This is a genomic window from Streptomyces argenteolus (assembly GCF_042902585.1).
Lineage (GTDB): Bacteria > Actinomycetota > Actinomycetes > Streptomycetales > Streptomycetaceae > Streptomyces > Streptomyces argenteolus.
On the sequence record NZ_JBIBEG010000002.1, the window covers coordinates 199,551 to 223,603 of the forward strand.

Annotated in this window: 23 protein-coding genes, 2 tRNA genes and 1 pseudogene; 14 read left to right on the top strand and 12 right to left on the bottom strand. The window is 72.6% G+C overall.

The features are described 5' to 3' along the window. Positions 1-15: 15 nt before the first annotated feature. The 4 genes from ACFY8O_RS07540 to ACFY8O_RS07555 all read left to right on the top strand — a co-directional run bounded on the left by ACFY8O_RS07540 (position 16) and on the right by ACFY8O_RS07555 (position 2,770). Positions 16-546, top strand: coding sequence for a winged helix-turn-helix transcriptional regulator (locus tag ACFY8O_RS07540; protein ID WP_387899861.1), 531 nt, complete (start codon positions 16-18; stop codon positions 544-546). Between the two features lie 44 nt (positions 547-590). Then, positions 591-923: a DUF6412 domain-containing protein gene (locus tag ACFY8O_RS07545; RefSeq protein ID WP_145801325.1), complete on the top strand. Its 333-nt coding sequence runs from the start codon at positions 591-593 to the stop codon at positions 921-923. 89 nt (positions 924-1,012) lie between these two features. Continuing rightward, positions 1,013-1,783, top strand: coding sequence for a YidC/Oxa1 family membrane protein insertase (locus tag ACFY8O_RS07550; protein WP_145801326.1), 771 nt, complete (start codon positions 1,013-1,015; stop codon positions 1,781-1,783). A 126-nt stretch (positions 1,784-1,909) separates the two neighbouring features. Continuing rightward, positions 1,910-2,770 carry a fumarylacetoacetate hydrolase family protein gene (locus tag ACFY8O_RS07555; protein ID WP_387899864.1) on the top strand — a complete coding sequence of 287 codons (861 nt, stop codon included), beginning with the start codon at positions 1,910-1,912 and terminating at the stop codon, positions 2,768-2,770. A 72-nt stretch (positions 2,771-2,842) separates the two neighbouring features. On the opposite strand, the gene ACFY8O_RS07560 is transcribed toward ACFY8O_RS07555, so the two are convergent. Further along, positions 2,843-3,316 carry a heme-degrading domain-containing protein gene (locus ACFY8O_RS07560; RefSeq protein WP_145801328.1) on the bottom strand — a complete coding sequence of 158 codons (474 nt, stop codon included), beginning with the start codon at positions 3,314-3,316 and terminating at the stop codon, positions 2,843-2,845. After that, the gene (locus ACFY8O_RS07565; protein WP_387899866.1) at positions 3,313-4,419 is read right to left on the bottom strand and encodes a Gfo/Idh/MocA family oxidoreductase; all 1,107 of its coding nucleotides are present in this window, start codon (positions 4,417-4,419) and stop codon (positions 3,313-3,315) included. The genes ACFY8O_RS07560 and ACFY8O_RS07565 overlap by 4 nt, the downstream gene beginning before the upstream one ends. A 56-nt stretch (positions 4,420-4,475) precedes the next feature. Here ACFY8O_RS07565 and ACFY8O_RS07570 point away from each other — a divergent pair, with 56 nt between their 5' ends. The 5 genes from ACFY8O_RS07570 to ACFY8O_RS07590 all read left to right on the top strand — a co-directional run bounded on the left by ACFY8O_RS07570 (position 4,476) and on the right by ACFY8O_RS07590 (position 8,880). Then, the gene (locus ACFY8O_RS07570) at positions 4,476-5,612 is read left to right on the top strand and encodes an ROK family transcriptional regulator (protein ID WP_387899868.1); all 1,137 of its coding nucleotides are present in this window, start codon (positions 4,476-4,478) and stop codon (positions 5,610-5,612) included. Between the two features lie 138 nt (positions 5,613-5,750). Then, entirely contained in the window at positions 5,751-6,638 is an 888-nt protein-coding gene (locus ACFY8O_RS07575; RefSeq protein WP_387899869.1) for a hypothetical protein, read from the top strand. 144 nt (positions 6,639-6,782) lie between these two features. Beyond that, positions 6,783-7,577 carry an HAD-IIA family hydrolase gene (locus tag ACFY8O_RS07580; protein WP_145801333.1) on the top strand — a complete coding sequence of 265 codons (795 nt, stop codon included), beginning with the start codon at positions 6,783-6,785 and terminating at the stop codon, positions 7,575-7,577. Positions 7,578-7,643: 66 nt separating this feature from the next. Further along, a complete protein-coding gene (locus tag ACFY8O_RS07585; protein ID WP_387899871.1) occupies positions 7,644-8,204 on the top strand; it encodes a hypothetical protein in 561 nt (186 codons plus the stop codon). Position 8,205: 1 nt separating this feature from the next. Continuing rightward, on the top strand, positions 8,206-8,880 hold the full coding sequence (locus ACFY8O_RS07590; RefSeq protein WP_145801335.1) for a class F sortase: 675 nt from the start codon (positions 8,206-8,208) through the stop codon (positions 8,878-8,880). 274 nt (positions 8,881-9,154) lie between these two features. Here the strand turns inward: ACFY8O_RS07590 and ACFY8O_RS07595 are convergent. Together ACFY8O_RS07595 and ACFY8O_RS07600 are read right to left on the bottom strand one after the other, a co-directional pair. After that, positions 9,155-9,519 (bottom strand): annotated as a pseudogene (locus ACFY8O_RS07595) (hypothetical protein); the annotation flags it as partial. A gap of 317 nt (positions 9,520-9,836) precedes the next feature. Next, positions 9,837-9,910, bottom strand: a tRNA-Lys gene (locus ACFY8O_RS07600). Between the two features lie 169 nt (positions 9,911-10,079). Here ACFY8O_RS07600 and ACFY8O_RS07605 point away from each other — a divergent pair. The 3 genes from ACFY8O_RS07605 to ACFY8O_RS07615 all read left to right on the top strand — a co-directional run bounded on the left by ACFY8O_RS07605 (position 10,080) and on the right by ACFY8O_RS07615 (position 14,288). After that, complete coding sequence (locus ACFY8O_RS07605) at positions 10,080-11,366, top strand: peptidoglycan-binding protein (RefSeq protein ID WP_387899873.1); 1,287 nt, start codon at positions 10,080-10,082, stop codon at positions 11,364-11,366. A gap of 37 nt (positions 11,367-11,403) precedes the next feature. Continuing rightward, entirely contained in the window at positions 11,404-13,539 is a 2,136-nt protein-coding gene (locus tag ACFY8O_RS07610; RefSeq protein ID WP_387899875.1) for an SPFH domain-containing protein, read from the top strand. Positions 13,540-13,697: 158 nt separating this feature from the next. Next, a complete protein-coding gene (locus tag ACFY8O_RS07615) occupies positions 13,698-14,288 on the top strand; it encodes a lytic polysaccharide monooxygenase auxiliary activity family 9 protein (RefSeq protein WP_145801337.1) in 591 nt (196 codons plus the stop codon). A gap of 88 nt (positions 14,289-14,376) precedes the next feature. Here the strand turns inward: ACFY8O_RS07615 and ACFY8O_RS07620 are convergent. From ACFY8O_RS07620 to ACFY8O_RS07650, 7 genes are all read right to left on the bottom strand, one after another. Continuing rightward, positions 14,377-14,450, bottom strand: a tRNA-Lys gene (locus ACFY8O_RS07620). A 287-nt stretch (positions 14,451-14,737) separates the two neighbouring features. Then, positions 14,738-15,496: an IclR family transcriptional regulator gene (locus ACFY8O_RS07625; RefSeq protein ID WP_145801339.1), complete on the bottom strand. Its 759-nt coding sequence runs from the start codon at positions 15,494-15,496 to the stop codon at positions 14,738-14,740. A gap of 176 nt (positions 15,497-15,672) precedes the next feature. Continuing rightward, positions 15,673-16,506 carry an ectoine/hydroxyectoine ABC transporter ATP-binding protein EhuA gene (gene ehuA / locus ACFY8O_RS07630; protein ID WP_387899877.1) on the bottom strand — a complete coding sequence of 278 codons (834 nt, stop codon included), beginning with the start codon at positions 16,504-16,506 and terminating at the stop codon, positions 15,673-15,675. Further along, complete coding sequence (ehuD, locus tag ACFY8O_RS07635) at positions 16,496-17,140, bottom strand: ectoine/hydroxyectoine ABC transporter permease subunit EhuD (protein ID WP_145801341.1); 645 nt, start codon at positions 17,138-17,140, stop codon at positions 16,496-16,498. The genes ehuA and ehuD overlap by 11 nt, the downstream gene beginning before the upstream one ends. Beyond that, the gene (gene ehuC, locus ACFY8O_RS07640; RefSeq protein ID WP_387899879.1) at positions 17,137-17,871 is read right to left on the bottom strand and encodes an ectoine/hydroxyectoine ABC transporter permease subunit EhuC; all 735 of its coding nucleotides are present in this window, start codon (positions 17,869-17,871) and stop codon (positions 17,137-17,139) included. Before ehuC ends, ehuD begins: the two co-directional genes overlap by 4 nt. 19 nt (positions 17,872-17,890) lie before the next feature. Next, positions 17,891-18,793 carry an ectoine/hydroxyectoine ABC transporter substrate-binding protein EhuB gene (ehuB, locus tag ACFY8O_RS07645; protein WP_387899881.1) on the bottom strand — a complete coding sequence of 301 codons (903 nt, stop codon included), beginning with the start codon at positions 18,791-18,793 and terminating at the stop codon, positions 17,891-17,893. A gap of 222 nt (positions 18,794-19,015) precedes the next feature. Next, on the bottom strand, positions 19,016-19,972 hold the full coding sequence (locus tag ACFY8O_RS07650; RefSeq protein WP_387899883.1) for a D-2-hydroxyacid dehydrogenase: 957 nt from the start codon (positions 19,970-19,972) through the stop codon (positions 19,016-19,018). Between the two features lie 183 nt (positions 19,973-20,155). Here ACFY8O_RS07650 and ACFY8O_RS07655 point away from each other — a divergent pair, with 183 nt between their 5' ends. Both ACFY8O_RS07655 and ACFY8O_RS07660 read left to right on the top strand, forming a co-directional pair. Next, entirely contained in the window at positions 20,156-20,920 is a 765-nt protein-coding gene (locus ACFY8O_RS07655) for a maleate cis-trans isomerase family protein (RefSeq protein ID WP_387899885.1), read from the top strand. 123 nt (positions 20,921-21,043) lie between these two features. Next, positions 21,044-22,144 (top strand): LLM class flavin-dependent oxidoreductase, encoded by a 1,101-nt coding sequence (locus ACFY8O_RS07660; RefSeq protein WP_387899887.1) that lies wholly within the window; start codon positions 21,044-21,046, stop codon positions 22,142-22,144. A gap of 2 nt (positions 22,145-22,146) precedes the next feature. Here ACFY8O_RS07660 and ACFY8O_RS07665 read toward each other — a convergent pair whose 3' ends face one another. Next, the gene (locus ACFY8O_RS07665; RefSeq protein WP_387899889.1) at positions 22,147-24,000 is read right to left on the bottom strand and encodes a putative bifunctional diguanylate cyclase/phosphodiesterase; all 1,854 of its coding nucleotides are present in this window, start codon (positions 23,998-24,000) and stop codon (positions 22,147-22,149) included. Between the last annotated feature and the right edge of the window lie 53 nt (positions 24,001-24,053).

Below are 24,053 nucleotides of genomic sequence, written 5' to 3' on the forward strand. Positions count from 1 at the left end.
GAGTAGGGTGGGGTCATGGCTCTCGGCAAGGACTACGCGGCACAGCAGTGCTCCATCGCCCGCGCACTCGAAGTGGTCGGCGAGCGGTGGACCCTCCTCGTCGTGCGGGACGCCTTCTACGGCGTGCGCCGCTACAACGACTTCCTCGCGCACCTCGGCATCCCGCGGGCCGTCCTCGCCTCGCGCCTCCAGGCGCTCACGGAAGCCGGGGTCCTGGCCCGGCGGCGCTACCAGGAGTCGCCCCCGCGCGACGAGTACGTGCTGACCGACAGCGGGAAGGCGCTCTGGCCCACCGTCCGCTCCCTCGGCCTCTGGGGCCGCGAGCACATCGAGGGCACCCTCCCCAAGCGCCTCTTCCTCCACGCCGCGTGCGGCGCGGAGCTCGGGGCCTACGGGCAGTGCCCGGCCTGCGGCATCGGCGTACCTCCCGAGGACGTGGAGATGCGCCCGGGCCCCGGGCTCGACCCCGCTCCCGAGGACCCCGTCAGCCGGGCACTGCTCGCCCCGCGTCGGCTCCTTCAGCCCTTGGACGCCGATCGTGTATAACGGCTGAAGGACACAATCGGGCGAAACGCGAAGGGGGAGGGCCGATGGACGACGCCGTGAACCGCGTACGCCGAGCGGTCGCCCGCCTGTTCCGCCCCGCCGCCTTCCTCGTCCTCTTCCTCACCGAGGTGCTGCTCGCCGAGGGCGGCAGCCTCTCCGCCGCGGTCGCGCTGGCCGCCACCGCTGCCGCCGGCTCGGCGCTCCTCGCCTGCTCCGTCATGAGCGCGCGCTGCGCCTGCCCCGTGCCGCGCACGAAGGTGCGCACCGCCATCCGCGACCGGGAGAAGCGCACCGCGTTCCTCCCGCAACGGGACCCCGACGCCCGTGGCCGCACCAGGCCCCGAGCGCCCGGCTCCGCCCTCCTGACGGCCGCGTAGAGGGCGCCTTTTTCTCCCCGCCCCCTGCGTGGGTCGTCCTGCCGAGTTCACCACTTCCCGGCACGACGAGACCCCCGGAGGGCTCACCCATGTCCGCATTCATGTCCGCTTTCGCGAGCCTGGTCGGCGCGTTCGCCGACCTGCTCCAGCCCTTCTTCCAGAGCGCGTCCACCGCCGCCGCGATCGTCCTGTTCACCGCTCTCGTGCGGCTGGCGGTCCACCCCCTGTCGCGGGCGGCGGCGCGCGGGCAGAAGGCCCGCACCCGGCTCCAGCCGCAGATCGCCGAGCTGCGCAAGAAGCACGCCAAGAACCCCGACCGGATGCAGAAGGCGCTCATGGAGCTCCACGCGAAGGAGAAGGTCTCACCCCTCTCCGGCTGCCTGCCGAGCCTGCTCCAGATGCCCGCGTTCTTCCTGCTCTACCACCTCTTCTCCAGCCAGAAGATCGGAGGCGACCCCAACTCGCTGCTGGGCCACGAGCTCTTCGGGGCCCCCCTCGGCGAGCGGTGGCACGACGCGCTGGCCGACGGGGGGCCGTTCGGTGCGCAGGGGCTCGTCTACCTCGCGCTCTTCGCGATCGTCGCCGCCGTCGCCACCTTCAACTACGGGCGCACCAAGCGGCAGCTGGCGGCGAACCCGGTGACCCCGGCCACCGGCCCGGACGGGCAGCCCGTTCCCGGCATGGGCGCGATGACGAAGGTCATGCCGCTGATGTCCTTCCTCACCCTCTTCTCCGTGGCCTTCGTGCCGCTCGCCGCCGCGCTGTACATCGTCACCAGCACCACCTGGACCGCGGTCGAACGCGCCTTCCTCTACCGGGACACCCCGGCTGCCGAGTCCGCGCTGGCGCCCGCCCTCTAGGGTCTCCCGGGTCCAGTGTGTGAACAGGGTCTTGCGGAGTGATCCGATGTCTTGGAGGATCGGCCAAGCCTTTCGCTGGCCGCAACCCACCGACGGGCTGGATCTCGACCAAGGGGAGATGGACCGTTGAAGCTTCTTCGAGTGGGTACGACGGGCTCGGAACGCCCCGCGCTGCTTGACCGTAACGGGACCTTGCGGGACCTCTCGGGCCTCGTCACCGACATCGACGGCGAGCTCCTGGCCGACGCCTCCGCGCTGGCCCGGGTGCGGGAGGCGGCCCAGACGCCCGACGTTCTGCCCCCGCTCGACGCGGAGGGCCTGCGGATCGGGCCGCCCCTCGGCCGGATCGGCAAGATCGTGTGCATCGGGCTGAACTACCACGACCACGCCGCCGAGACCGGGGCCGCGATCCCGGACGAGCCGATCCTGTTCTTCAAGGCACCCGACACCGTCGTCGGGCCCGAGGACACCGTGCTCGTGCCGCGCGGCAGCCGGAAGACGGACTGGGAAGTCGAGCTCGCCGTGGTGATCGGCCGCACCGCCCGCTACCTGGACTCCGCGGAGGAGGCGCTCGGGCACGTCGCGGGGTACGCGACCGCGCACGACGTCTCCGAGCGCGCGTTCCAGATCGAGCGCGGCGGGACCTGGGACAAGGGCAAGAACTGCGAGACCTTCAACCCGCTCGGGCCCTGGCTCGTCACCGCGGACGAGGTGCCCGACCCGCAGGCGCTCGCGCTGCGGCTGTGGGTCAACGGCGAGCTGAAGCAGGACGGGACGACGGCCCAGCAGATCTTCCCCGTCGGGGAGGTCGTGCGCTACCTCAGCCACTTCATGACGCTCTACCCCGGCGACGTCGTCAACACCGGCACCCCCGCCGGCGTGGCCATGGGCCACCCCGAGCCGAAGCCGTACCTCCGCGCCGGGGACGTCGTGGAGCTGGAGGTCGAAGGACTCGGACGCCAGCGCCAGGAGCTCAAGGACGCCTGACGCCAGGCAGTGACGGAAGCGGGGGCGGCCCGCCGGAACCGGCGGACCGCCCCCGCTTCCGGCGTCCGCCGCTCAGGGCTTGGCGGTGAACTGCTCCAGCGCCTCGACGACCAGGGCGTGGTCCTCCGCCTGGGGCAGCCCCGAGACCGTGACCGAGCCGATCACGCCCGCGCCCTCCACCGCGATGGGGAAGGAGCCCCCGTGCGCGGCATAGGTGTCCAGGTCGAGCCGCGAGGACTCCTCGAAGGTGGTGCCCTTCGCCCGGAACCGCGTGCCGACCAGGTAGGAGCTCTCGCCGTACCGCTCCACCACCCGTCGCTTGCGGTCGATCCAGGCGTCGTTGTCGGCGCTCGACCCGGGCAGCGCGGCGTGGAACAGCTGCTGGCCGCCCCGCCGGATGTCGATCGCCACCGGGGCGTGCCGCTCGCGGGCCAGTGCGACCAGCAGGCCGCCCAGCGCGTAGGCGTCGTCGTAGCCGAAGCGGGGCAGCGTCAGCCGCCGCTCCTGCGCGATCAGCTCGGAGATGGTCGGAGCGCTGGGGCTCATGCGTGCTGCTCCTCGTCGTGGTGGGGGATCAGGGTGACCGACACGCCCTCGCGGGCGGAGCGCCGCGCCGCCTCCAGGACGTCCAGCGCGGCGGCGGCCTGGAGGGCCGTCACCGGGTTCTCGCCCTCGCCGCGCACGGCCGAGGCGACGGCCGCGTAGTACGCCGGGTAGTCGCCCGGCAGCGTGCGGACCGGGTCGCCGCCCCCGGTCAGCGGTGACTCGCCGGAACCGATCCGGCCCCAGAGCTGCTCCGGCTCCTCGCCCCACGGCACCCCGGCCACCGGGCGCGAACCCTCGCGGAGGGCGGCCTCCTGGGGGTCCAGGCCGTACTTCACGTAGCCCGCGTGCGAGCCGAGCACCCGGAAGCGCGGGCCGAGCTGCGCGGTGACGGCCGAGGCGTACAGATGCGAGCGCACCCCGTTGGCGTGGGTGATCGCGATGAAGGTGTCGTCGTCGGCCGCCGCACCCGGGCGGCGTACGTCGGACTCCGCGTACACCTGCACCGCGGGGCCGAACAGGGTGAGCGCCTGGTCCACGACATGGCTGCCCAGGTCGTAGAGCAGGCCGCCGATCTCGTCCGGGTCGCCCGACTCGCGCCAGCCGCCCTTCAGCTGCGGACGCCACCGCTCGAAGCGGGACTCGAAGCGCAGGACCTCGCCGAGCTCGCCCTCCTCGATCAGAGCGGCCAGCGTGAGGAAGTCGTTGTCCCAGCGACGGTTCTGGAAGACCGAGAGCAGCAGCCCGCGCTCCTTCGCCAGGGCCGCCAGCTCGCGGGCCTCCGCCGCGGTGCCGGCGAGCGGCTTGTCCACGACCACCGGCAGACCCGCCTCCAGGGCGGTCCTGGCGAGCCGCACGTGGGTCTTGTTCGGCGAGGCGATCACGATCAGGTCCAGCTCGCCCGCGCGCGGCCACAGCTCGTCGGCCGACGCGACGCACCGGACGCCGGGGAACTCGGCGCGGGCCTGAGCCTGCCGCTCCTCGTTCGACGTGACGACCGTGTCCAGGACGAGGCCCTCGGTCGCGGAGATCAGCGGGGCGTGGAAGACGGAGCCCGCGAGGCCGTAGCCGACGAGCCCGACGCGGAGAGGAGCGGTGGCAGTCATGCGGACCACTTAAGCAACGCTGTTGCCAAAGTGCAAGCGAGGGGGACAATGGTGCCGTGAACAGGAGCACCAGCAGGAGCGGCGGGGCGAACCTCCCTGCCCTGCGCCACCACAACGCCTCGCTCGTCCTCGACCTGCTGCGCGTGGCCGGTGAGCAGGGCATCAGCCGGCTGGAGCTCGCCGAGCGCACCGGCCTCACCCCGCAGGCCGTCAGCAAGATCACCGCCCGGCTCCGCGCGGAGGGTCTGGCCGCCGAAGCCGGCCGCCTCGCCTCCACCGGCGGCAAGCCCCGTACCGTCCTGCGGCTCGTCCCGGACGCCGGATACGCGGTCGGGCTCCACCTGGACCGCGACGAACTCACCGCCGTCCTGGCCGACCTCGCAGGGACCACGGTCGCGACCCGCGCCTTCCCGCTGGACCTCGGAGCCCCGGCCGCCGACGTGCTGGCGACCGCGGCCCACGCGGTGAAGACGGTACGGGCCGCCGCCCCCCGGACCGGGGACCGCCAGGTCTTCGGCGTGGGCGCCGCCCTGCCCGGCCCGCTGGACCACCGCAGCGGGGTCCTGCACCGGGTCACCGGCTTCCCGCAGTGGGACGGCTATCCGCTGCGCGAAGCCCTCGCCGCGCACACCGGGCTGCCCGTCGTCCTCGACAAGGACACCAACGCCGCCGCCCTCGGCCTCGCCCTGCGGGAACGCGCCGACGCCGACTTCGCCTACCTCCACCTGGGCACCGGTCTGGGAGCCGGACTCGTCCTCGGCGGCGCCCTGCACCGAGGAGCCAGGACCGGCGCCGGGGAGTTCGGCCACCAGACCCTCCAGCTGGACGGCCCCCCGTGCGGCTGCGGCGGGCGCGGCTGCATCGAGGCGCTCTGCCTGAGCGCCGTCGCGCGGGGGGACGTGGCGGAGGCGGCCCGGGTCCTCGGGGCGGGAGTCGCCAACCTCGTCGGACTGCTGGACATCGACCGGGTCGTCCTCGGCGGGCGGACCGTGGCCGCGCACGAGCACGCCTATCTGAGCGGGGTCCGCGAGGTCGTGGAGGAGCGCGCCCGGCGGGAGGGGGTCCCCGCGGCCGTACCCGTGACCGTCGCCGGCGGTGGGGACCGGCCCGTCGCCGAAGGGGCGGCGCAGCTCGTGCTGGCACCGCTCTTCGGCCGGGCGGGCGAGGCGGGGGAGTGGGACGGGCAGAGCTGATCGGGCGGATCACCGCGCTCGAACGGGCGGTGTCCGGCGGCCGGAGGTGGCCGCACCCGCGCGCGCGTGACAGCGTCGTCCGCGGCAGCCGGCGGCTCTCCGCGCCGGTCGTTCGCGAGCAGCGAAGGGTGTTCTCCGATGGCCCCCAAACCCCCCGTACGGCCGCGCGACGGCCGCGTCTTCTCCACCCTCGGGACGTTCGGGCTGGCGGCCGGATTCGCCGTACCCGCCGTCCTCCTCGCCGGCGCCCAGGCGGATGCCGCACCGGCGGCCCTCACCGCCGTCGTCGCCGACGACCGGCGGCCCGGATGCGGTGAGCCGGACGCCGAGCGCTTCCCGATCGAGACCCGCATCCACGGCGGCCCGGACACGTACGCCTCCGGCGGCGGGTACGGCGTCTGGTACCTCGACCTCACCAACACCACCTCCGAGCGCTGCCGGGCCATCCATCCCGTGCTGGTGCTCACCGACGAGGACCGCACCCTCACCCCCGCGCGCATCCAGCTGGAGTTCTCCGAGCGGTCCGATCCGGACACCCGGCACCGGGTCAGCTGGGAGACCACGGAGCGGCACGAGCAGATCGGGGTCTTCGACGGCGAGGACGGCGACTTCCCCGGCTTCACGGTGCCCGCGCTCGGCACCGTCACCGTCGAGATCCGCATGGGCTTCACCTCGGACACCGAGCCCAACCGGGTCACGGTCAACGCGGCCGTCGTGCAGCGGCTGCCGGCGGGGGAGAAGCGGGACGGCGACGGCGACTGGGTGGGGGAGTCCGAGGACTACACCTTCGACATCGTCGAGGGGGACCCCGACGGAGGCAGCGACCTGGAGCCCACCGGGCCGGGGAAGAGCACCGGGGAGACCGGGGAGGAGGACGGTACGCGGACCGGAGCGGGGGACCCCGAACTGGCCCGCACCGGCCGGGACGACCAGGCCGCAGCGGCCGGGATCGCCTCCGGTGTCCTGCTCGTCGGCGGTGTGGCGGCACTGGCGGGTGCCCGCAGGATCCGCCGCGTACGGGACTGACACCCCGTCGGCGAGCCGGAGGCCTCCGGCAGGTTCCACCGGCCAGGGCGGGCTGCCTAAGATCAGGGTGTCGGCGCTGCACAACGCGGTGCCGCCGGCGTCCAGCACGCAGAGTGCACAGCGCGTACGGCAGGAGCCCGTCACATGGCAGAGCGCAAGCCGATCGAGTCCTGGCTGACCGACATGGACGGCGTCCTCATCCACGAGGGCACGCCGATCCCCGGGGCCGATGCCTTCATCAAGCGGCTGCGGGACTCCGGTCTGCCCTTCCTGGTCCTCACCAACAACTCCATCTACACCGCCCGCGACCTGCACGCGCGCCTCAAGCGCATGGGTCTGGACGTGCCCGTGGAGAACATCTGGACCTCCGCCCTGGCCACCGCCCAGTTCCTGGACGACCAGCGCCCGCGCGGTACGGCGTATGTCATCGGTGAGGCCGGCCTCACCACCGCGCTGCACGACATCGGATACGTCCTCACCGACCACGAGCCGGACTACGTCGTTCTCGGCGAGACCCGGACCTACAGCTTCGAGGCGCTCACCAAGGCGATCCGGCTGATCAACGGGGGCGCCCGCTTCATCTGCACCAACCCCGACGAGACCGGTCCCTCCGCCGAGGGCCCGCTGCCGGCCACCGGCTCGGTCGCCGCGCTGATCACCAAGGCCACCGGCAAGTCGCCCTACTTCGCGGGCAAGCCCAACCCCCTGATGATGCGCACCGGGCTCAACGCCATCGGCGCCCACTCCGAGACCTCCGCCATGATCGGCGACCGGATGGACACCGACGTGCTGGCGGGGCTGGAGGCGGGGATGCAGACCTTCCTGGTCCTCACCGGCCTCACCACGGTGGACGACATGGACCGCTACCCCTTCCGGCCCTCCACGGTCGTCGACTCGATCGCCGACCTGGTCGAGCTGGTCGACCTGCCCGCCACGTAACCCGACCGGGCTACAGCGGATGCGGGATGCCGCCCGGAGCGTGAACCTTCCCCTAGGAGGTTTACGATGCGTTCACTGCCCATCACATTCTGTGCCGCAGTGGCGGCCGCGACGATAGCCTTTCCCGCGTCCGCCGCCCTGGCCGAATCGAAGAGCGACGACTCCAGGGAAGAGAAGCACTCGGGGACGGTCTCCGTCAGCCCGTCCAGGGTCTCCCCCGGCGGGGAGGTGGAACTCCGGGTCGACATCTGCGGCAAGGGCAGGTCGGCCCGGGGCAACTCCGAGGCGTTCGACTCCGAGGCCCGCTTCGAGCGGGGCGACGGCAAGGACCTCGTCGCCCGTGCCCGGATCCGCTCCGACGCCGCACCCGACGACTACGAGGTCTGGGTGACCTGCAAGGACGGCCACGGCAAGGCCACCGGCACGGTCACCGTCGTCCACCACAGCAGGCCCTCGCCCATCGCCCCGGTACGAGCGGGTGGCGGCGGCACGGCGGTGCTCGCCGAGGAGGCCGCCGACGAGGGCCCCGGCACCCGGCACGCGGTGATCGGGCTCGGCCTGGGCGCCGTCGCGGCCGTGGCCGTGGCGTTCCGCAGCGTGCGGCGCCGCCGCGCGGCGCAGGGCTGACATGTCCGCCCCTGACCGTCCCGCGGGAACAGGACGTCTGCTCACCGGTGTCGCGTGGGCCGTCCTCCTGCTGGGACTGTGGCTGTGGGGCCGCGCGGCCACCGCCGGCAACTCGGCCCCGACGACCGGTGACGTCGCGGCGGTCGGGCGCCCCCTGGGCGCACCACTGCCCCCTCCCCACGACCCGCTCGACGGGGCCGCGCCGCAGCGCGTGGAGATCCCCTCCATCGGGATCGACGCGAAGATCGTGCGGCGCGGACTGGACGACGAGGGGGCCATCGAGCCCCCGCCGTTCTCGGCACCGGGAGCGGTCGGGTGGTACGGCCAGGGCGCCGAGCCCGGGACGGAGGGCGCCGCGCTCTTCGTCGGTCACGTCGACACCGAGACGAAGCCCGCCGTCTTCTACGGACTCAGCGCGGCCCGGCCGGGTGAGAAGGTCCGGGTGAGCAGGTCCGACGGCAAGATCGCCGAATTCACCATCGACGACGTCCAGGTCTTCACCCGGGCACGCTTCGACGCGCAGAAGGCGTACGGACAGCGCGAGGACGGCCGGGCCGAGCTCCGGCTGATCACCTGCGGTGGCACGTACGACCGCGCGTCCCACGCGTACACGGCCAACGTCGTGGTCTCGGCGTACCTCACGGCGGAGAAGGACGGCGCGCGGAGCGGCGCCTGAGTCGCCCCGGCAGCGCCGGCGTCACAGCCCGGCCCGGCCGGCCGCTCCCCTCGGAGCCGCCGGCCGGGCCGGCCCTCGACCGCGGCGGCCCCGGCTGCGGGAGTAGCGGGGGTACGGCGCGGGAGGTCGGATCGTCGTGCCGACTGGCCACTGTAGGGGGACGAGCCGCGCAGGCCGGAGGTTTTCCGGCAGGATGTCCGGATCCGTGCGGGAGCGTCCGGGGCCCCTCCCGCTGTGCCAGGATGGATTTCGACCGTTACGGCGGCACAAGGGGGTTCCAGCGGGCCACGCCCTTGCGGGAGAAGTGGTGCACCCGGAGGCGGGAGCAGACCTCCTTCACGGCGGGGTCGTCGCCCTCGTCCAGCAGAGGCCCAGCGAGACGAGCGGTGCGGCCCCCAGCAGCAGGGCCGCGCGTATCCGGTGCGTCTCCTGCGACAGGGAGCGAGCGGTAGCGCACCGTGTAGGGCCGGCCGGCTTCCGGCTGGGTCGGAGGCCCGGCGAGCCGGCTGTGGTGCTCGTAGTCGCAGCGGGGCGGGGCCTGGGGCCGCCGCCTCGACCGCCCGGCTGCGGAGGTAACCGCAGCCGCACCGTCCGGGCGGGGTCGTCGTGCTGCCGGTCGCCTGACGGCGTCGACGTCATGGTCCCCCACACGCAGCGACGCTGCGTGACTTTCACGTGCGTGTATCCGAGCGGGTTCCCCACCCCCGTGAGGCGGCCGAACCCGCTTCCCCCCGGCCGGGAGTTCCGTCGGTCCCCGGACGACACCTGGTCAGGTTGTCCGATACGCGGCATGAGAGCAAGGGTGAAACCTGGTGGTTACCAGGCATATGTGCGATGTGCGTGCTTTCGATGGAGGCGGCGCACGGAGGCGGCGAAGGGCGCCCGGGGGGGGCCTGTGCGCCGAGCGGACATGGAAGAGGCCCCTTCACACTCGGTGAAGGGGCCTCTCTCATGCGTGCGCCGTCAGGGACTCGAACCCCGGACCCGCTGATTAAGAGTCAGCTGCTCTAACCAACTGAGCTAACGGCGCCTGCTGACCTGGAGAACATTACCCGATGGGCGGGTGTGCTCCTGACCAATTCCTCTCCGGCACGGCCTGTCGGATGGTCGTTTTTTCCCTTTAGTCCGTCACCATGAGATATGTCGGGAACGTTGACGCACGGACGATCTGGACGACCGCCGAGGGGAAGAGGAGCCGCATGACTGTGCCGGTCTTCGAGGAGTACGAGCCCGCTGCCGACTGCGGCTGTCCGGGCTGCGCCCGGCGACGGCGCACGGCCGCGGCGCTGCCCGCGCGCCACGGCGGACATCCGGCCGCGCGCGGCGCGCGGCGCGCGCTGGTGCTGGTCACCGCGGCGGGTGTGGTGCTGTCCTGCGGCGCGGGGCAGGCCGCAGCGACCGCGGCCGGGGCGAAGGGCCGCGCGGACACGGCGGCCGACCCCCAGCCGGTCACGCCGCAGGGGCAGGCCGGGCCCTTGAACAACGGCGGGTCCTCGGGGCCGCCGGCCGACTCCGGCTCGGCGCTGCGCACGACGACGCGGGCCGACATCATCAACCGCGCCAAGACGTGGGTGACGGCGAAGGTCCCGTACGACATGACGGCGTACTGGTCGGACGGATACCGGCAGGACTGCTCCGGCTTCGTGTCCATGGCCTGGAACCTCGCGGCCAACGAATGGACCGGCAGTCTCGCCACCTTCGGCACGAAGATCGCCCGCGCCGATCTGCAGCCCGGCGACATCCTGCTCTTCCACAACCTGGCCGACCCGGCCGTGGGGTCGCACGTCACGATCTTCGGGGGCTGGAGCGACCACACGCACACCCACTACGTCGCGTACGAGCAGACCCGCCCGCACGCGCGCAAGGCGACGACGCCGATGGCGTACTGGAGCAACTCCTCCAAGTACGTGGCCTATCGCTACAAGGGCGTGGTCAGCGGGAGCGACGTGGGCGGCACGGCCACCGCCTTCCCGGGCGCCACGAAGTTCGGGCCCGGCGCGGACAACGCGCATGTGACCCGGCTCGGGCAGATGCTCATCGCCCAGGGCGGCAAGCGCTTCTACAAAGACGGCGCGGGGCCGCGCTGGAGCGACGCGGACAAGCGGGCGACGCAGGCCTTCCAGCTGGCGCAGGGGTGGAAGGGCAAGGAGGCGGACGGCATCCCGGGCCCGGGCACCTGGAGCCTGCTGGTCAAGGGCACCGGCCGCGCGATCCCCGCCGCCGGGACCGGCACCGGCTCGAACGGGGCCGTGCCGTACCCCGGCAGGAGCTACTTCGCCCCGGGGAAGTCCAGCAGCCACGTCCAGAAGCTCGGGACCCAGCTGGTGAAGAAGGGATACGGCAGGCACTACGTGACGGGCCCCGGCCCGCGCTGGACGGAGGCCGACCGCCGCAACGTCGAGGCCTTCCAGAAGGCCCAGGGCTGGAGCGGGAGCGCGGCCGACGGATACCCGGGGCCGGAGACATGGCGACGGCTCTTCGCGTGACGGCTGCAACGACGTAACGGACATGACGGAGGCGGGAATGCGATCCACGGAGAACGTACGGGGCGAGTGGGACGAGCTGGGCGAGCGGGACGCGCGGGTGGTCCTGCCCGGGCCGGGCTCGGGGGGTGTGCCCGGCGAGGTGCCGGGGGTGTTCGTGACGGAGGTGCCCGGGGCGGCGGCGCCGGGACCGGTGGAGACGACCGGGCCGGACGCCGTGCCCGTGCCTGAGTCCGAGAGGCCGCGCCCGGCGGCGGCGCCTTCCGCGGCGCAGCCGGCCGAGGAGCCGTACGCCGGGGAGCCGTACGCCGAGGAGCTGTCCGCCGAGGCGTACCCGCCCCGGGAGCCGTTCCCGGGGGAGGTGCTCGCGGCGGAAGCGCTCACGGGAGAGATGCCGGTGCGGGCTCTCCCGGGGGACCCGCCCCGGGAGGACACGTTTCGGGCGCAGGTGTCCCAGGAGGACGGGCAGTCGGCGGGCGGGCTCCCGACGGACGCGGTCCGGGAGGACGCGGACCCGGCGGAGGAGCTTTCCACGGAGGTGTCTCGCGTGGGTGAGCAGCCGGTGGGCGCGCCCCGGAAGGGGGTGTTCCAGGAGGACGCGTCCCCGGCGTACGCGCTGCGGACGGAGGCAGCCCGGACGGAGGTTCCCCTGCCGGACGTGCCCCCGGCGTACGCGACCCCTGCGGAGGTGCCTCGGGCTGAGGAGCCCGTGCCGGACGGGGATCGGGTGGACGCGGTGGGGACGGGTGCGGTTCGGGTGGAGGTCGCCCGGGAGGAGGCCGAGGACATCCCGCCGGACCTCGGTCCGGCTCTGGACGCGGTGGCCGAGGTGGGCCGGGCCGCCGTGCCCGTGGGCGACTTCCCTCTCGTGTCCCTGGACGAGACCCCCGGCGCGGTGGTCGACGGCCGGAGCGAGGACGACGTCCCGGCGGGCCGGATGAGCGAGCCCGGCGGACCCGGCCTCCGCACGCGGCTCCCGGCCGGGGAGGAGCGTGCCCCGGTGACCATCGGGGTGGGCGCCGCGGACCCCGTGGCCTGGTGGGGTGCCGGTCGCAGGCAGCCCGTCATCACCACCGAGACCACCGCCCCCATCCCCGTGCACCTGCTCTTCCGCGACGAGGACCGTGGCGGCGACGGGACCGGTGGGTCCACCGCCCGGGGAGGCGCCGTCCCCCTGACAGGGACCGCCTTCACCCGGCGGCCCGGTGCCCGGCGCCCGCCCCTGCCGCGCTCCCCCCAGGCGGAGACCTCCACCAGGCCCGCGCCGCTCGCGGACCCCCGGCTCGCCGAACGGCCCGGACCCGTGCTGCCCGGCTGGGTCGCGCTCCTGACCGCGGCGCTGGGGACGGCCGCCGGGCTCGCCGCGCTGGCGTGGCAGGGTGTGCTGCCCGCCGCCGTGACCGCCCGGCTCGGACTCGGGACGCGCCCGTACGAGGGCATCGGCATCGGGACCTGGGCGCTGTTCGCGCTGCTGGTGACCCTGGTGCTGTTCGCGCTCGGCGGTCTCGGGCGGGGCCGGGCCGGGCACGCCTCGGTGCTGACGCTCTTCGGCGAGTACCGGGGCAGCGTCCGGCGCACCGGCCTGCTGTGGATCTCGCCGCTCCTGCTGCGCCGCCGCGTCGACGTGCGGCTGCGGCACTGGCGCAGTGACCCGCTTCCCGCCGTGGACGCGAACGGCACCGCGCTGCGGGCGGTCGTGCTCGTGGTGTGGCGGGTGAAGGACACCGCGCGGGCCACCCTCGGGGTCGCGGACCACGAGTGCTATCTGCGTGACCAGGTCGAGGCGGCGCTGGCCCGGGTGCTCTCCCAGCTCCCCGCCGACGCCTTCCACGAGGACACCCACACCCTGCGCGACGCCGAGGCGGTGGGGAACGCGCTGACCCGGATGCTGAAGGCGGACTGCGTGCCGGTGGGCATCGAGGTGTACTCCGCGCAGCCGACCGCCATCGAGTACGCCCCCGAGGTCGCTGCGGCGATGCAGCGGTGCCGGGTGGCGGCCCTCGACGCCAAGCACCGCGACGGCGTGCTGAGCTCGGTCGTGGACGCGGTGGACGACACCGTGGGCCGGCTGACCGCGCGCGGCATCGTCGAGCTCGACGCCTACGAACACAAGGCCCTGGTCAGAGACTTGACCGTGGCGTTCTACACGGGACGCAGCGGCGGGGAAGGAGCCTGAACGCTCTCCGCGACAGGGAGGCGCGCGCTGAAACAGTACCCACATTGGTCTGGACATGTTCATGGCCCGTCAATAATCTGGACTTGGTCTAGACCGCAAGAAACATGCGCGCAGCAGAGCCCCAGAACCTCCCCCACGTTCTCGAGGAGCGACACAGCATGCGGAAAAGGGCAAGCGCGGCCGTCATCGGCCTGGCGATAGCCGGCGCCTCCATGTTCGCGACCAGCAGCGCGAGCAGCCATGGGTACACGGACTCACCGATCAGCCGGCAGAAGCTCTGCGCCAACGGCACCGTCACCAACTGCGGCAACATCCAGTGGGAGCCGCAGAGCGTCGAGGGGCCCAAGGGCTTCCCGGCGGCAGGACCGGCGGACGGCAAGATCTGTTCCGGCGGGAACAGCCAGTTCGCCCAGCTCGACGACCCGCGCGGCGGCGGCTGGCCCGCCACCAAGGTCACCGCCGGACAGGGCTACAGCTTCCGCTGGCAGTTCACGGCCCGCCACTCCACGAGTGACTTCCGGTACTACATCACCAAGAACGGCTGGGACCCCACCAAGCCGCTGACCAGGGCGGCCCTGGAGTCGCAGCCCTTCATGACGGTGCCGTACGGGAACCAGCAGCCCCCGGCCACGCTCACCCACCAGGGCACCATCCCCACCCAGAAGACCGGGAAGCACATCATCCTGGCCGTGTGGAACGTGGCGGACACCACCAACGCCTTCTACGCCTGCTCCGACGTGCAGTTCTGACGCGTTCGGCGCAGTTCTGACGCGGTTCCGACCGTGCGACGCACAGTGGGCGGTCTCCTCGGAAGGAGACCGCCCACTGTGGTGTCTGTGCGCCGTCAGGGACTCGAACCCCGGACCCGCTGATTAAGAGTCAGCTGCTCTAACCAACTGAGCTAACGGCGCCTGCTGACTCGAAAATAATACCTGGTCCGCGGGGGTGCTGATGACACGTGCCCACCCGCCCCCGGGGTGGCCTTCCCCACACCCGCGCCATGGTCCGTCCGGGCCGCTCCCGGCCCGCGGCCCGTAAGCCTTCGGGCCCGGCGGGTGACCGCGCGGTCACGCGGGGCGGCGGTGGGGGCGGGACGGCGACCCGATGCGCGGGCCCGCCCCTGACCTGCGGGCCCGCAGGTCATGTATACCGAGCGGCGGGTGGCGGTGGCCACCCGCCGAGGGCACGGATGTCCGGCTCAGAGGGCCATCGACAGCAGGACCGGGGCCGCGCGCCGGTTCAGCGTGGCCGCCGCCTCCCGCAGCCGGTGCGCGTGCTCGATCGGCAGGGAGAGCGCCAGGCATCCCGCCGACGAGCCCGCGGTCAGGGGAACCGCCGCGCACACCGTGCCCACGGCGTACTCCTGGAGGTCGAGGACCGGCACCGTCGCCGGCTGGCTGTCCAGCTTCGAGAAGAGCACCTTCTCGTTCGTGATGGTCCGCGACGTCAGCCGTGCGATCCGGTGCCGGGAGAGATGGTCGCGCCGGCCGTTCTGGTCGAGCTGCGTCAGCAGGCACTTGCCGATCGCGCTGGCGTGCGCGGCCGAGCGGAAGTCCACCCACTCGTTGACGGCGGGGGTGCGCGGTCCGTCGGCCACCTGCGTGACCCGGATCTCCCCGTCGACGTACCGGCTGACGTAGACCGCCGCGCCGACCGAGTCACGCAGCTGCACCAGCGTCTGGTGGAGCTTCGCCTCCAGGGCGCGCCTGCGCGCGGCGCCGGAGCCGAGCTCCAGGAGGGAGGCACCGACGACGTACGCGCCGTCGGCGACCTGCTCGACGTAGCCCTCGCGGCGCAGGGTCAGCAGGAGGGGGGTCAGATGCCCGCGGGGCAGCCCCGTCTCGCGGGAGAGCTGGACGTCCGTGACCCCGTCGCCGTGCGTGGACACGGATTCGAGCACACGCAGGGCGTACTGCACCGAATGGAACGGCGCCTTCGGCTCGGGCTTCAACGCCACGGTTACCCCTCCAGGGCCTCTACCAGGTGGTGGGCACAAGCTCCTGGCCCACGATAGTGGCCAAAAGGCCGGATCGGAGGGGGTGTTGACTACTTCATGACACGCCCCGGCCGTGATGGCCGGGGCGTTTTCCTTCGGCATATGCCCATGTCATGGACGCGCCGCCCTGGGTGAGGTCACAGCACCGCGCTCAGGAATTCGCGTGTGCGTTCGTGCTCGGGAGCGGAGAATATTTTCTCGGGCGATCCGGACTCCACGATCCGTCCCGCGTCGAACATCAGCACCTTCTCCGAGACGTCCCGGGCGAAATTCATCTCGTGGGTCACACAGAGCATCGTGATGTCGGTGTTCCGGGCGATCTCGGACAGCAGCTCCAGCACACCCGCCACCAGCTCCGGGTCCAGTGCCGACGTCACCTCGTCGAGCAGCAGGATCTCCGGCCGCATCGCCAGGGCGCGGGCGATGGCGACGCGCTGCTGCTGGCCCCCGGAGAGCTGCGAGGGATGGGCGTCGACCTTGCCGGAGAGCCCGACCATGTCGAGCAGGTCCCGGGCCCGCGCCTCCGCCTCGTCCCGGTCCATGCCGAGCACGTGGACGGGGGCCTCCGTGATGTTCTGGAGCACCTTCATGTTGGGGAAGAGGTTGAACTGCTGGAACACCATCCCGATCTTCTTCCGGGACGCGCGCAGCTCCTTCTCGCCCGCGGCCTTCAGCGCGCCGGACGGCGTCCGCACATGGGTGAGCGGCGAACCGTCCACCCAGATCACGCCGTCGCTGACCTTCTCCAGCGTCATCAGCAGCCGCAGGATGGTGGTCTTCCCCGAGCCGCTGGGGCCGATCAGCGTGACGTGCTCGCCGCGCCGCACGGTGAAGTCCAGTTCGTCCAGGACGACATGGTCCCCGTAGCGCTTGACGACCTTGTCGAAGCGGACCAGCGGCTCGACGCCTGTGGCCAGGGGGTCCGCAGCCGCGTCCGCGGGTTCCTTGAGGGGGGCGGGTTCAGTGGCCAAGACGCTTCTCCAGCTTTCTCATCAGCAGCGAGGTGGGGTAGCTCGCGACCAGGAAGACCAGGCCGGCGAGCGTGAACGCCTCGGTGTACGCGAAGTGGTCGGCCCCGTACTTCCGGGCCTCGAAGACCATTTCCTGGACCATGATCACGGCGAGGAACGGGGTCTCCTTGAACATCGAGATCGCGTAGTTGCCGAGGGCGGGCAGCACATTGCGGATCGCCTGCGGCAGGATCACCGCCTGCCAGGTGCGCCGGGGCGGCAGCGAGAGCGCCCGGCAGGCCTCCCACTGACCCTTGGGCACCCCGTCGATCCCGGCCCGGTACACCTCGGAGGTGTACGTGGCGTAGTGGATCCCCAGGACCACGATTCCGATGGTCAGCGGCTCCACCGAGGTGAAGAGGGCCGCCGCGCCGACCAGCTGGACCAGCAGCGGGGTGGCGCGGACGAACTCCATCACCGCCTTGACGGGCGCGGTCACCCAGCGGGACGGGGCCCGTGCGGCCACCGCGATCGCCAGGCCGAGCACCGCCGCGACGAGCGTGCCGAGCACGGTCGCCAGCAGGGTGACCCGGAATCCTTCGAGCAGCAGGGGGAGGACGTCCCCGGCGGCATCCCAGTCGAATCCCTGGTTCACCGGGCACCTCCGGCCGTCGTCGCGGGTTCGGCGCTGCGGGACCTGAGCAGACTCTTCGCGCCCGTGTGCAGGCCGAGCCGCCGCTTGGCGGCGCGTTCCAGCAGATTCATCAGCAGGGTCAGCGCGTAGGCGAGCACGAAGTAGACCGCCAGCAGGGTCAGATACGCCACGAGCGTCTCACCGGTGCGGTCGCGGATCTGCTGGATCACCGTCATCAGGTCGGCCACCGAGATCAGCCACAGCAGCGGCGTGCACTTCAGCAGCTGGATCAGCAGGTTGGTGAAGGACGGGATCATCTGCACCCAGGCCTGCGGAAGGATCACCTTCCGCATCCGGTGCAGTGGCGACATGTTCAGTGCCACGGCCGCCTCGTACTGCGCGCGGGGAACGGAGTTGATCGCGCCGCGCACGATCTCGGAGCCGTAGGCCCCGTAGTTGAGGCCGAAGGCCACGACGCCGCAGAGCAGCGGCGAGAGTTCGTACCCCGTGAGCTGTGGCATCGCGTAGTAGAGCCAGAACAGCTGGATGTAGAGCGAGGTGCCGCGGAAGAACTCCACGACGGTGCGGGAGACCCCGCGCACCAGCAGCAGCCTGCTCCCCGCCGCCAGGCCGAGGGCGAACGACAGGAGGAGGGCGAACGACGCGCCCAGGACGGTGGCCTCGACGGTCACCCACAGGCCGGCGCCGACCTGGGGGAACTCGTCGAGGAACGTGGAGAAGAAGTCACTCATACGGTGTGCTCAGCCCCCGTCAGCCCTTGCACAGGTCGGCCGTCTTCAGTGTGGCGGGCGGGATCTCCGTGGCGCCGAAGCCGTACTCCTGGAGCAGGCTCACGTAACGCGACGTGTCGGAGACGATCTTCTTGAGCTCGCGGTTGAAGGAGTCCCGCAGGTCCTCGTTGCCCTGGCGGAAGACCGCACCGCCCGGGGAGAACTGCTGTACCCCGTCCAGTTCGGGGACGAAGGCCTCGGTGACCTCGGTCTCCGGGTTGGTCCTGGCGAGCCAGCGCAGCGAGATGCCGGTGAGCAGGAAGGCGTCGATCCGGCCGCCCTTGACCGCGTCCGCACCGTCCTGCGGCTTCTGCAACGTCTTGATCTTCCCCTCGGCGATGCCGGCGCCCTTGGCGTACGAGGCCTCGACCGCACCCGACATCACGCCGACCGTGACGCCGGCGGCCTTGGCGGACGCCAGGTCGGTCAGCTTCTTCGGGTTGCCCTTCTTCACCATGAGGGCGGTCGGGGAGATGAACTCCGGCTCGGAGAAGAGGGCATTGGCGCAGCGCTCGGGCGTGATGGCCATGCCCGCGCTCACCACGTCGTACTTCCCGGCCTGGAGACCGGGGATCAGCCCGTCCCACTCCGACAGGGTGGGCCTCAGCTCGTCCACGCCGAGCGCCTTGAATATCTCCCGGTGCAGGGTGGGCGCCTCGCCCTTGAGCTCCTTGCCCTCCAGGTAGCCGTACGGGGCCTCGTTGGCGTACGCGACCCGCACGAAGCCCTGCTTGCGGAGTTTGTCGAGGGCGCCCTCACCGTCCGCGGCGCCGGCGTCGGTCTTGCTGCACGCGCTGAGCAGTCCGGGGACGACGAGCAGACCTCCCACCGCCGCCGATCGATTGAGGAAGCTCCGACGGGACAGGTGAGGGAAGTCAGCCATGGTTCGCAATCTCCTGGAGAAATCGGGGTGTCGAACAGTCCGGACAGGGTGAGCACCTGCCCGATCCAGGCCTCTTATGCAGGTCGCGCCGCCATGTAACCCAACGGTGGCCGGAGGGAGACCTTTCCGTGTCTCGATGTGGGCGCAGGGCGACGACCGGTGTGCGGGGCGTATTCCCCGTGGAGGGCGGGTTCATGACCGTCCCTCACCACCGGACCGCAGTTACGGGATGTCCGTGGAAGGTACGTAACCCCGCTGAACGTCCACCGTGCCGGGCAAGGGCTCCCCGGCGGCCCAGCGCTCGTACAGCGAGACGAACTGCTCGCCCAGCCGGTCGCGCCAGCCGGCGGTGTCCCCGCTCATGTGCGGGGAGATCAGCAGTCCGGGCACCTCCCACAACGGGTCGGCGGGGCTCAGCGGCTCCTCCTGGAACACGTCGAGAGCGGCACCCGCGATCCAGTGCCTGCGCAGTGCCTCGGCGAGGTCGTCCTCCACGGTCAGCGGGCCCCGGCCCACGTTGATGAAGTGCGCGGAGGGCTGGAGCAGCCCGAAGAAGCGCGCGTCGAACATCCCCCGTGTCTCCTCCGTCAGCGGGGCCGCGCCGATCACCCAGTCCGCGCCCGCCGCCAGCCGGTCCAGATCCCCGGCGCCGTGGATCGTGCGCCGTGCCGTGCGCCCGACGAGCGCCACCCGCACGCCGAGGCCGTGCAGCAGCCGCATGATCTCCCGGCCGATGGGGCCGGCCCCGACGACCACGGCGCGGCTCCCGGCCAGCGCACGGGTCTCGCGGTGCTGCCATCGGTGGTGCCGCTGGTACTCCAGCGTGCGGGGCAGGTCCTTCGCGAAGGCGAGTACCAGCCCGGCGACGTACTCGGCGATCGGGAGCTCGAAGACACCCCGGGCGTTGGTGACGACGGTGGGGGAGGCGGCGAGTTCGGGGCAGAGAAGCCGGTCCACCCCGGCGCTCGCCGTGTGCACCCAGCCCGGCCGTCGCCCGGGGCCCGGCCAGGCCTCGCGGACGGCGTCCGAGGTGACGTCCCAGACGAGCAGGACATCGGCGTCCGGGAGCTGCCCGGCCAGCGTCCGCCCGTCGGCGTACCGGACGCGGGCCCGCCCGGTGAGCCGGCCCAGGCGTGGCGGCGGGTCGGTGCCCAGCACGAGGATCAGGGGAGTGGTCATCAGGAACCACCACGCTGGCACCGGTGCGCAGGCGCGTCAACAGGACGCCGGCGCTGCTGAGAGAACCGCAGGTCAGAGCGGTTGCGGGCGACGACACACGGCCTGAAGGGGAATACTTGTCCCAGGCAGGGGCAGCGGTGACACGAGCGGCAGCAGGACATCCGGACGCACGGAAGGATGGACATGACGACCGTAGGACTTCTCTACCCTGGCCAGGCCGCGGAGGACGACTTCCCGCGGATCGAGGTCATGCTCGACAGCGACATCAGGGTGCCGCTGTTCCACACCGACGCCGACGGGGACTCCCGCACCGTCGAGGCGCTTCGCGCGGCGGGGGCTCCCGAACGGCTCGCCGCCGGGGTCGAGGAACTCCGGCTGGCCGGCGCCGAGTCCGTGGTGTGGGCCTCCACGGGCGGCAGCTTCGTCTATGGCTGGGACGGCGGCCACGAACAGATCGCGGGGCTGGCGAGGGCCGCGGGGCTGCCCGCCTCCAGTGCGTCCTTCGCCTTCGTGCACGCGGCACGCGAGCTGGGCGCCACCCGGGTCGCCGTGGCCGCGAGCTATCCCGAGGACCTCGCCGCGCTGTTCGCCGGCTTCCTGGAGTCCGGCGGCCTCGAGGTGACCGCCGTCCGGGGCAGCGGGCTGATCAGGGCCTCCGAGGCCGCCGCCGCCGACGTGGAGCTGGTGAAGGAGCTTGCCGTCGCGGGCGACCACCCCGACGCGGAGGTGGTGGTGCTCCCCGACAACGCCCTCCACACCGCCGCGCACGTCCCCGAGCTGGAGCAGCTCCTCGGGAAGCCGGTGCTCACCGCGAACCAGGTGACGGTCTGGGAGGGCCTGCGGCTCACCGACCGCCGGATCTGGGCGCCCACCCTCGGCACGCTGTTCGCGACCCGCGAGCCCCCCTTGGGTGCGGCCGAGCCCCGGGGCATCGAGGTGCGCGAGTAGCGGACGCCAGGCGCCTGCGGGTCACCGGACCGGCCGTGCCCGGGTGAGTCCGGGGGAATAAGCGGAGTCATCCTCCTGTTGGCACCTCCGATACGCAGACGCAGCACCGGAGAGGCCGAACACGTGGACGAGAACCGAGGCGACGAGATTCGCGGCACCGCAGGCGGAACGGCCCCCGTGCCTCTCTCCGTCCTCGACCTGGTGACCGTGGGCCAGGGCCGCACCGCGACCCAGGCCATGCGCACCGCCGTGGACATCGCCACGCTCGCCGAGCGGCGCGGCTTCCACCGCTACTGGGTCGCCGAGCACCACTCCATGCCCGGGGTGGCCTCCTCGTCGCCGGCCGTGATCCTGGCGTACCTGGCCGCCCACACCGAGCGGATCCGGCTCGGCTCCGGCGGGGTGATGCTGCCCAACCACGCCCCCCTGGTGATCGCCGAGCAGTTCGGCACGCTGGAGGCGATGGCCCCCGGACGCGTCGACCTCGGCCTCGGCCGCGCCCCCGGCACCGACGGCGCCACCGCGGCGGCCCTGCGCCGCACCGACCGGCTGAACGAAGGCGCGGACGACTTCCCCCAGCAGCTGGCGGAGCTGACCCGCTTCCTGGACGACGACTTCCCCGACGGGCACCCCTATGCCCGTATCCACGCCGTCCCGGGGCCCGTGCAGGCCACCTCGCCCGGGGGCGTCCAGTCGCCCGGCCGCCCGCCGGTCTGGCTGCTGGGATCCTCCGGCTTCAGCGCCCGCCTCGCCGGTGTCCTCGGGCTGCCCTTCGCCTTCGCCCACCACTTCTCGGCCCGCAACACCGTGCCGGCCCTGGACCTGTACCGCGAGTCCTTCAAGCCCTCCGCCGTGCTCGACGCCCCCTACGCCCTCATCGGGGTGGCCGCGCTGGCGGCGGACGACGAGCGCGAGGCCCGGCGCCAGGTGCTGACCGGCGCGCTGTCGATGGTCCGGCTGCGCACCGGACGCCCGGGCCTCGTGCCCAGCCCCGAGGAGGCGGAGGCGTACTCCTTCAGCCCCATGGAGCGGGAGTTCGTCGACGGCTGGCTGAAGGACATCGTCCACGGCACGGCGGACGAGGTCCGCGGAGGACTGGACGATCTGGCCAAGCGCACCGGGGCGGACGAGCTGATGATCACGGCCAACGCCCACGGCGGCGAGGCCCGGCTGCGGTCGTACGAACTCATCGCCGACGCCTACGGACTGCCCACGGCGGGCTGAGGTCAGCTCTCCACGCCTCTGGTGCCGATCAGCTCGGCGATCCGTTCCGGTGCCACCGCACGCGAGTACAGCCATCCCTGCCCGGTGTCGCAGCCGATCCTGCGCAGCCGCTCCGCCTGACCCGAGGTCTCCACGCACTCCGCGGTGACCGTCAGCCCGAGGCGGTGCGCCAGCTGCACCATGGCCTCGACGATCGTCTCGTCGGCCGGGCTGGGGTGCGCGCCGTCCTCGTAACGGAAGCCGCGGACGAAGGAGCCGTCCAGCTTCAGCACCGAGACGGGCAGCCTGCTCAGATAGGCGAGGTTGGAATAGCCGGTGCCGAAGTCGTCGATCGCGATCCGCACCCCCATGTCGCTGAGCGCCTGGAGGACCCGGAGCGGCCGTCCGGACGACCCCATGACCGCGGACTCGGTCAGCTCCAGCTGGAGCAGCCCCGGCTCCAGTCCGGTCTCGGCGAGGATCTCCGCCACGTCGCCGACCAGGTCGGAGTCCCGGACCTGCCGCACGGCGACGTTGACGCTGATGAACAGCGCCGGTTCGTCCGGGTGTTCCAGCTGCCAGCGGCGGGCCTGGCGGCAGGCCGTGCGCAGCACCCACCGGCCGAGCTGGACGATCGTGCCGTCCTCCTCGGCGATCGGGACGAAGCGGCTCGGCGCGAGCAGCCCGAAGCGCGGGTGGTTCCAGCGGACCAAGGCCTCCACGCCCCGTACGACCTCGTCGGCCATGCCCACCAGCGGCTGGTACTCCAGCGTGAACTCGCCGCGCTCGACGGCCGGGCCGAGTGTCGAGGAGAGGGCCTGCCGGGTCATCCGGCTGGCGTTGCGCTCGGGGTCGTAGAGGGTCCAGCGCGCCCGGCCGTCCGCCTTCGCCCAGTACAGGGTGGTGTCGGCGGCCTGCATCAGGGCGGTGGCCGACGTGCCCGTCGACGCCCGCTCCACCACCCCGATCGACGCGGAGACCGACAGCCGGTGACCTCCCACGTCGAAGGGTCGCTGGAGCGCTGCGAGCACGGAGCGGGCGAGGTCGGTGAGCTGGCGCGGGCCCGAGGAGTCCTCGACCAGGATCGCGAACTCGTCGCCCCCGAGGCGGGCCACCAGATGGCCGCCCGAGCCCCGGCCGTCCGTGGGGTGGCCGTCGGCCTCCGCGCAGTCGGTGAGCCGTCCTGCCACGGCGGCGAGCAGCCGGTCGCCGGTGCCGTGCCCCAGGGTGTCGTTGACCGCCTTGAAGCCGTCGATGTCCAGGTAGCAGAGCCCGATCCGGCCGTGCCCGGCCGGTGAGCCGTCCTGGCCGGCCGGGGTCTCCAGCGCGCCCGCCAGTCGCTCGAAGAACAGGGTGCGGTTGGGCAGCCGGGTCACGGGATCGTGTATCCGCAGGTGGCGCAGCCGCTCCCGCAGCTCGCGCCGGTCACTGACGTCGGCGACGGAGAGCAGGACGCGCCCCGCGCCGGTGGCGGAGCCGGTCACCGGCGCGACGGTGACCTCGGCCCACAGGGGGCGGCCGTCGGCGTGCTTGATCCGGCGGGTGCGGCGGAAGCCCTGCCCGGTGCCGTCCAGGACCTCGCTGTAGGCGCGCCAGGTGGTGCGGTCGGAGGTGAGGTCCAGGAGGTCGGCCGCGGACCGCCCCGCCAGGGATGCGGGGTCGGCGCCGAGCAGCCCGCCCAGCGCGTCGTTCGCCCTGACGACCCGGCCACGGTGGTCGACGACGGCCATCGCGAGCCCGGCCGCCATGAACGCGGCCCGGTAGTCGCGCAGCTCGGCGAGGACCGACCGCTGATGATCACGTTCCGTGACCTCCGGCGGTCCCGCCCCGGGGACCGTGCCCGCCGCGTGCGCCGGCCCTTCGAAGGTTCCGCTCACCGCTCGCTCCCGCTGTGCAGATTGTCGTGAACAGATGTGGCCGGGCAGAGGCG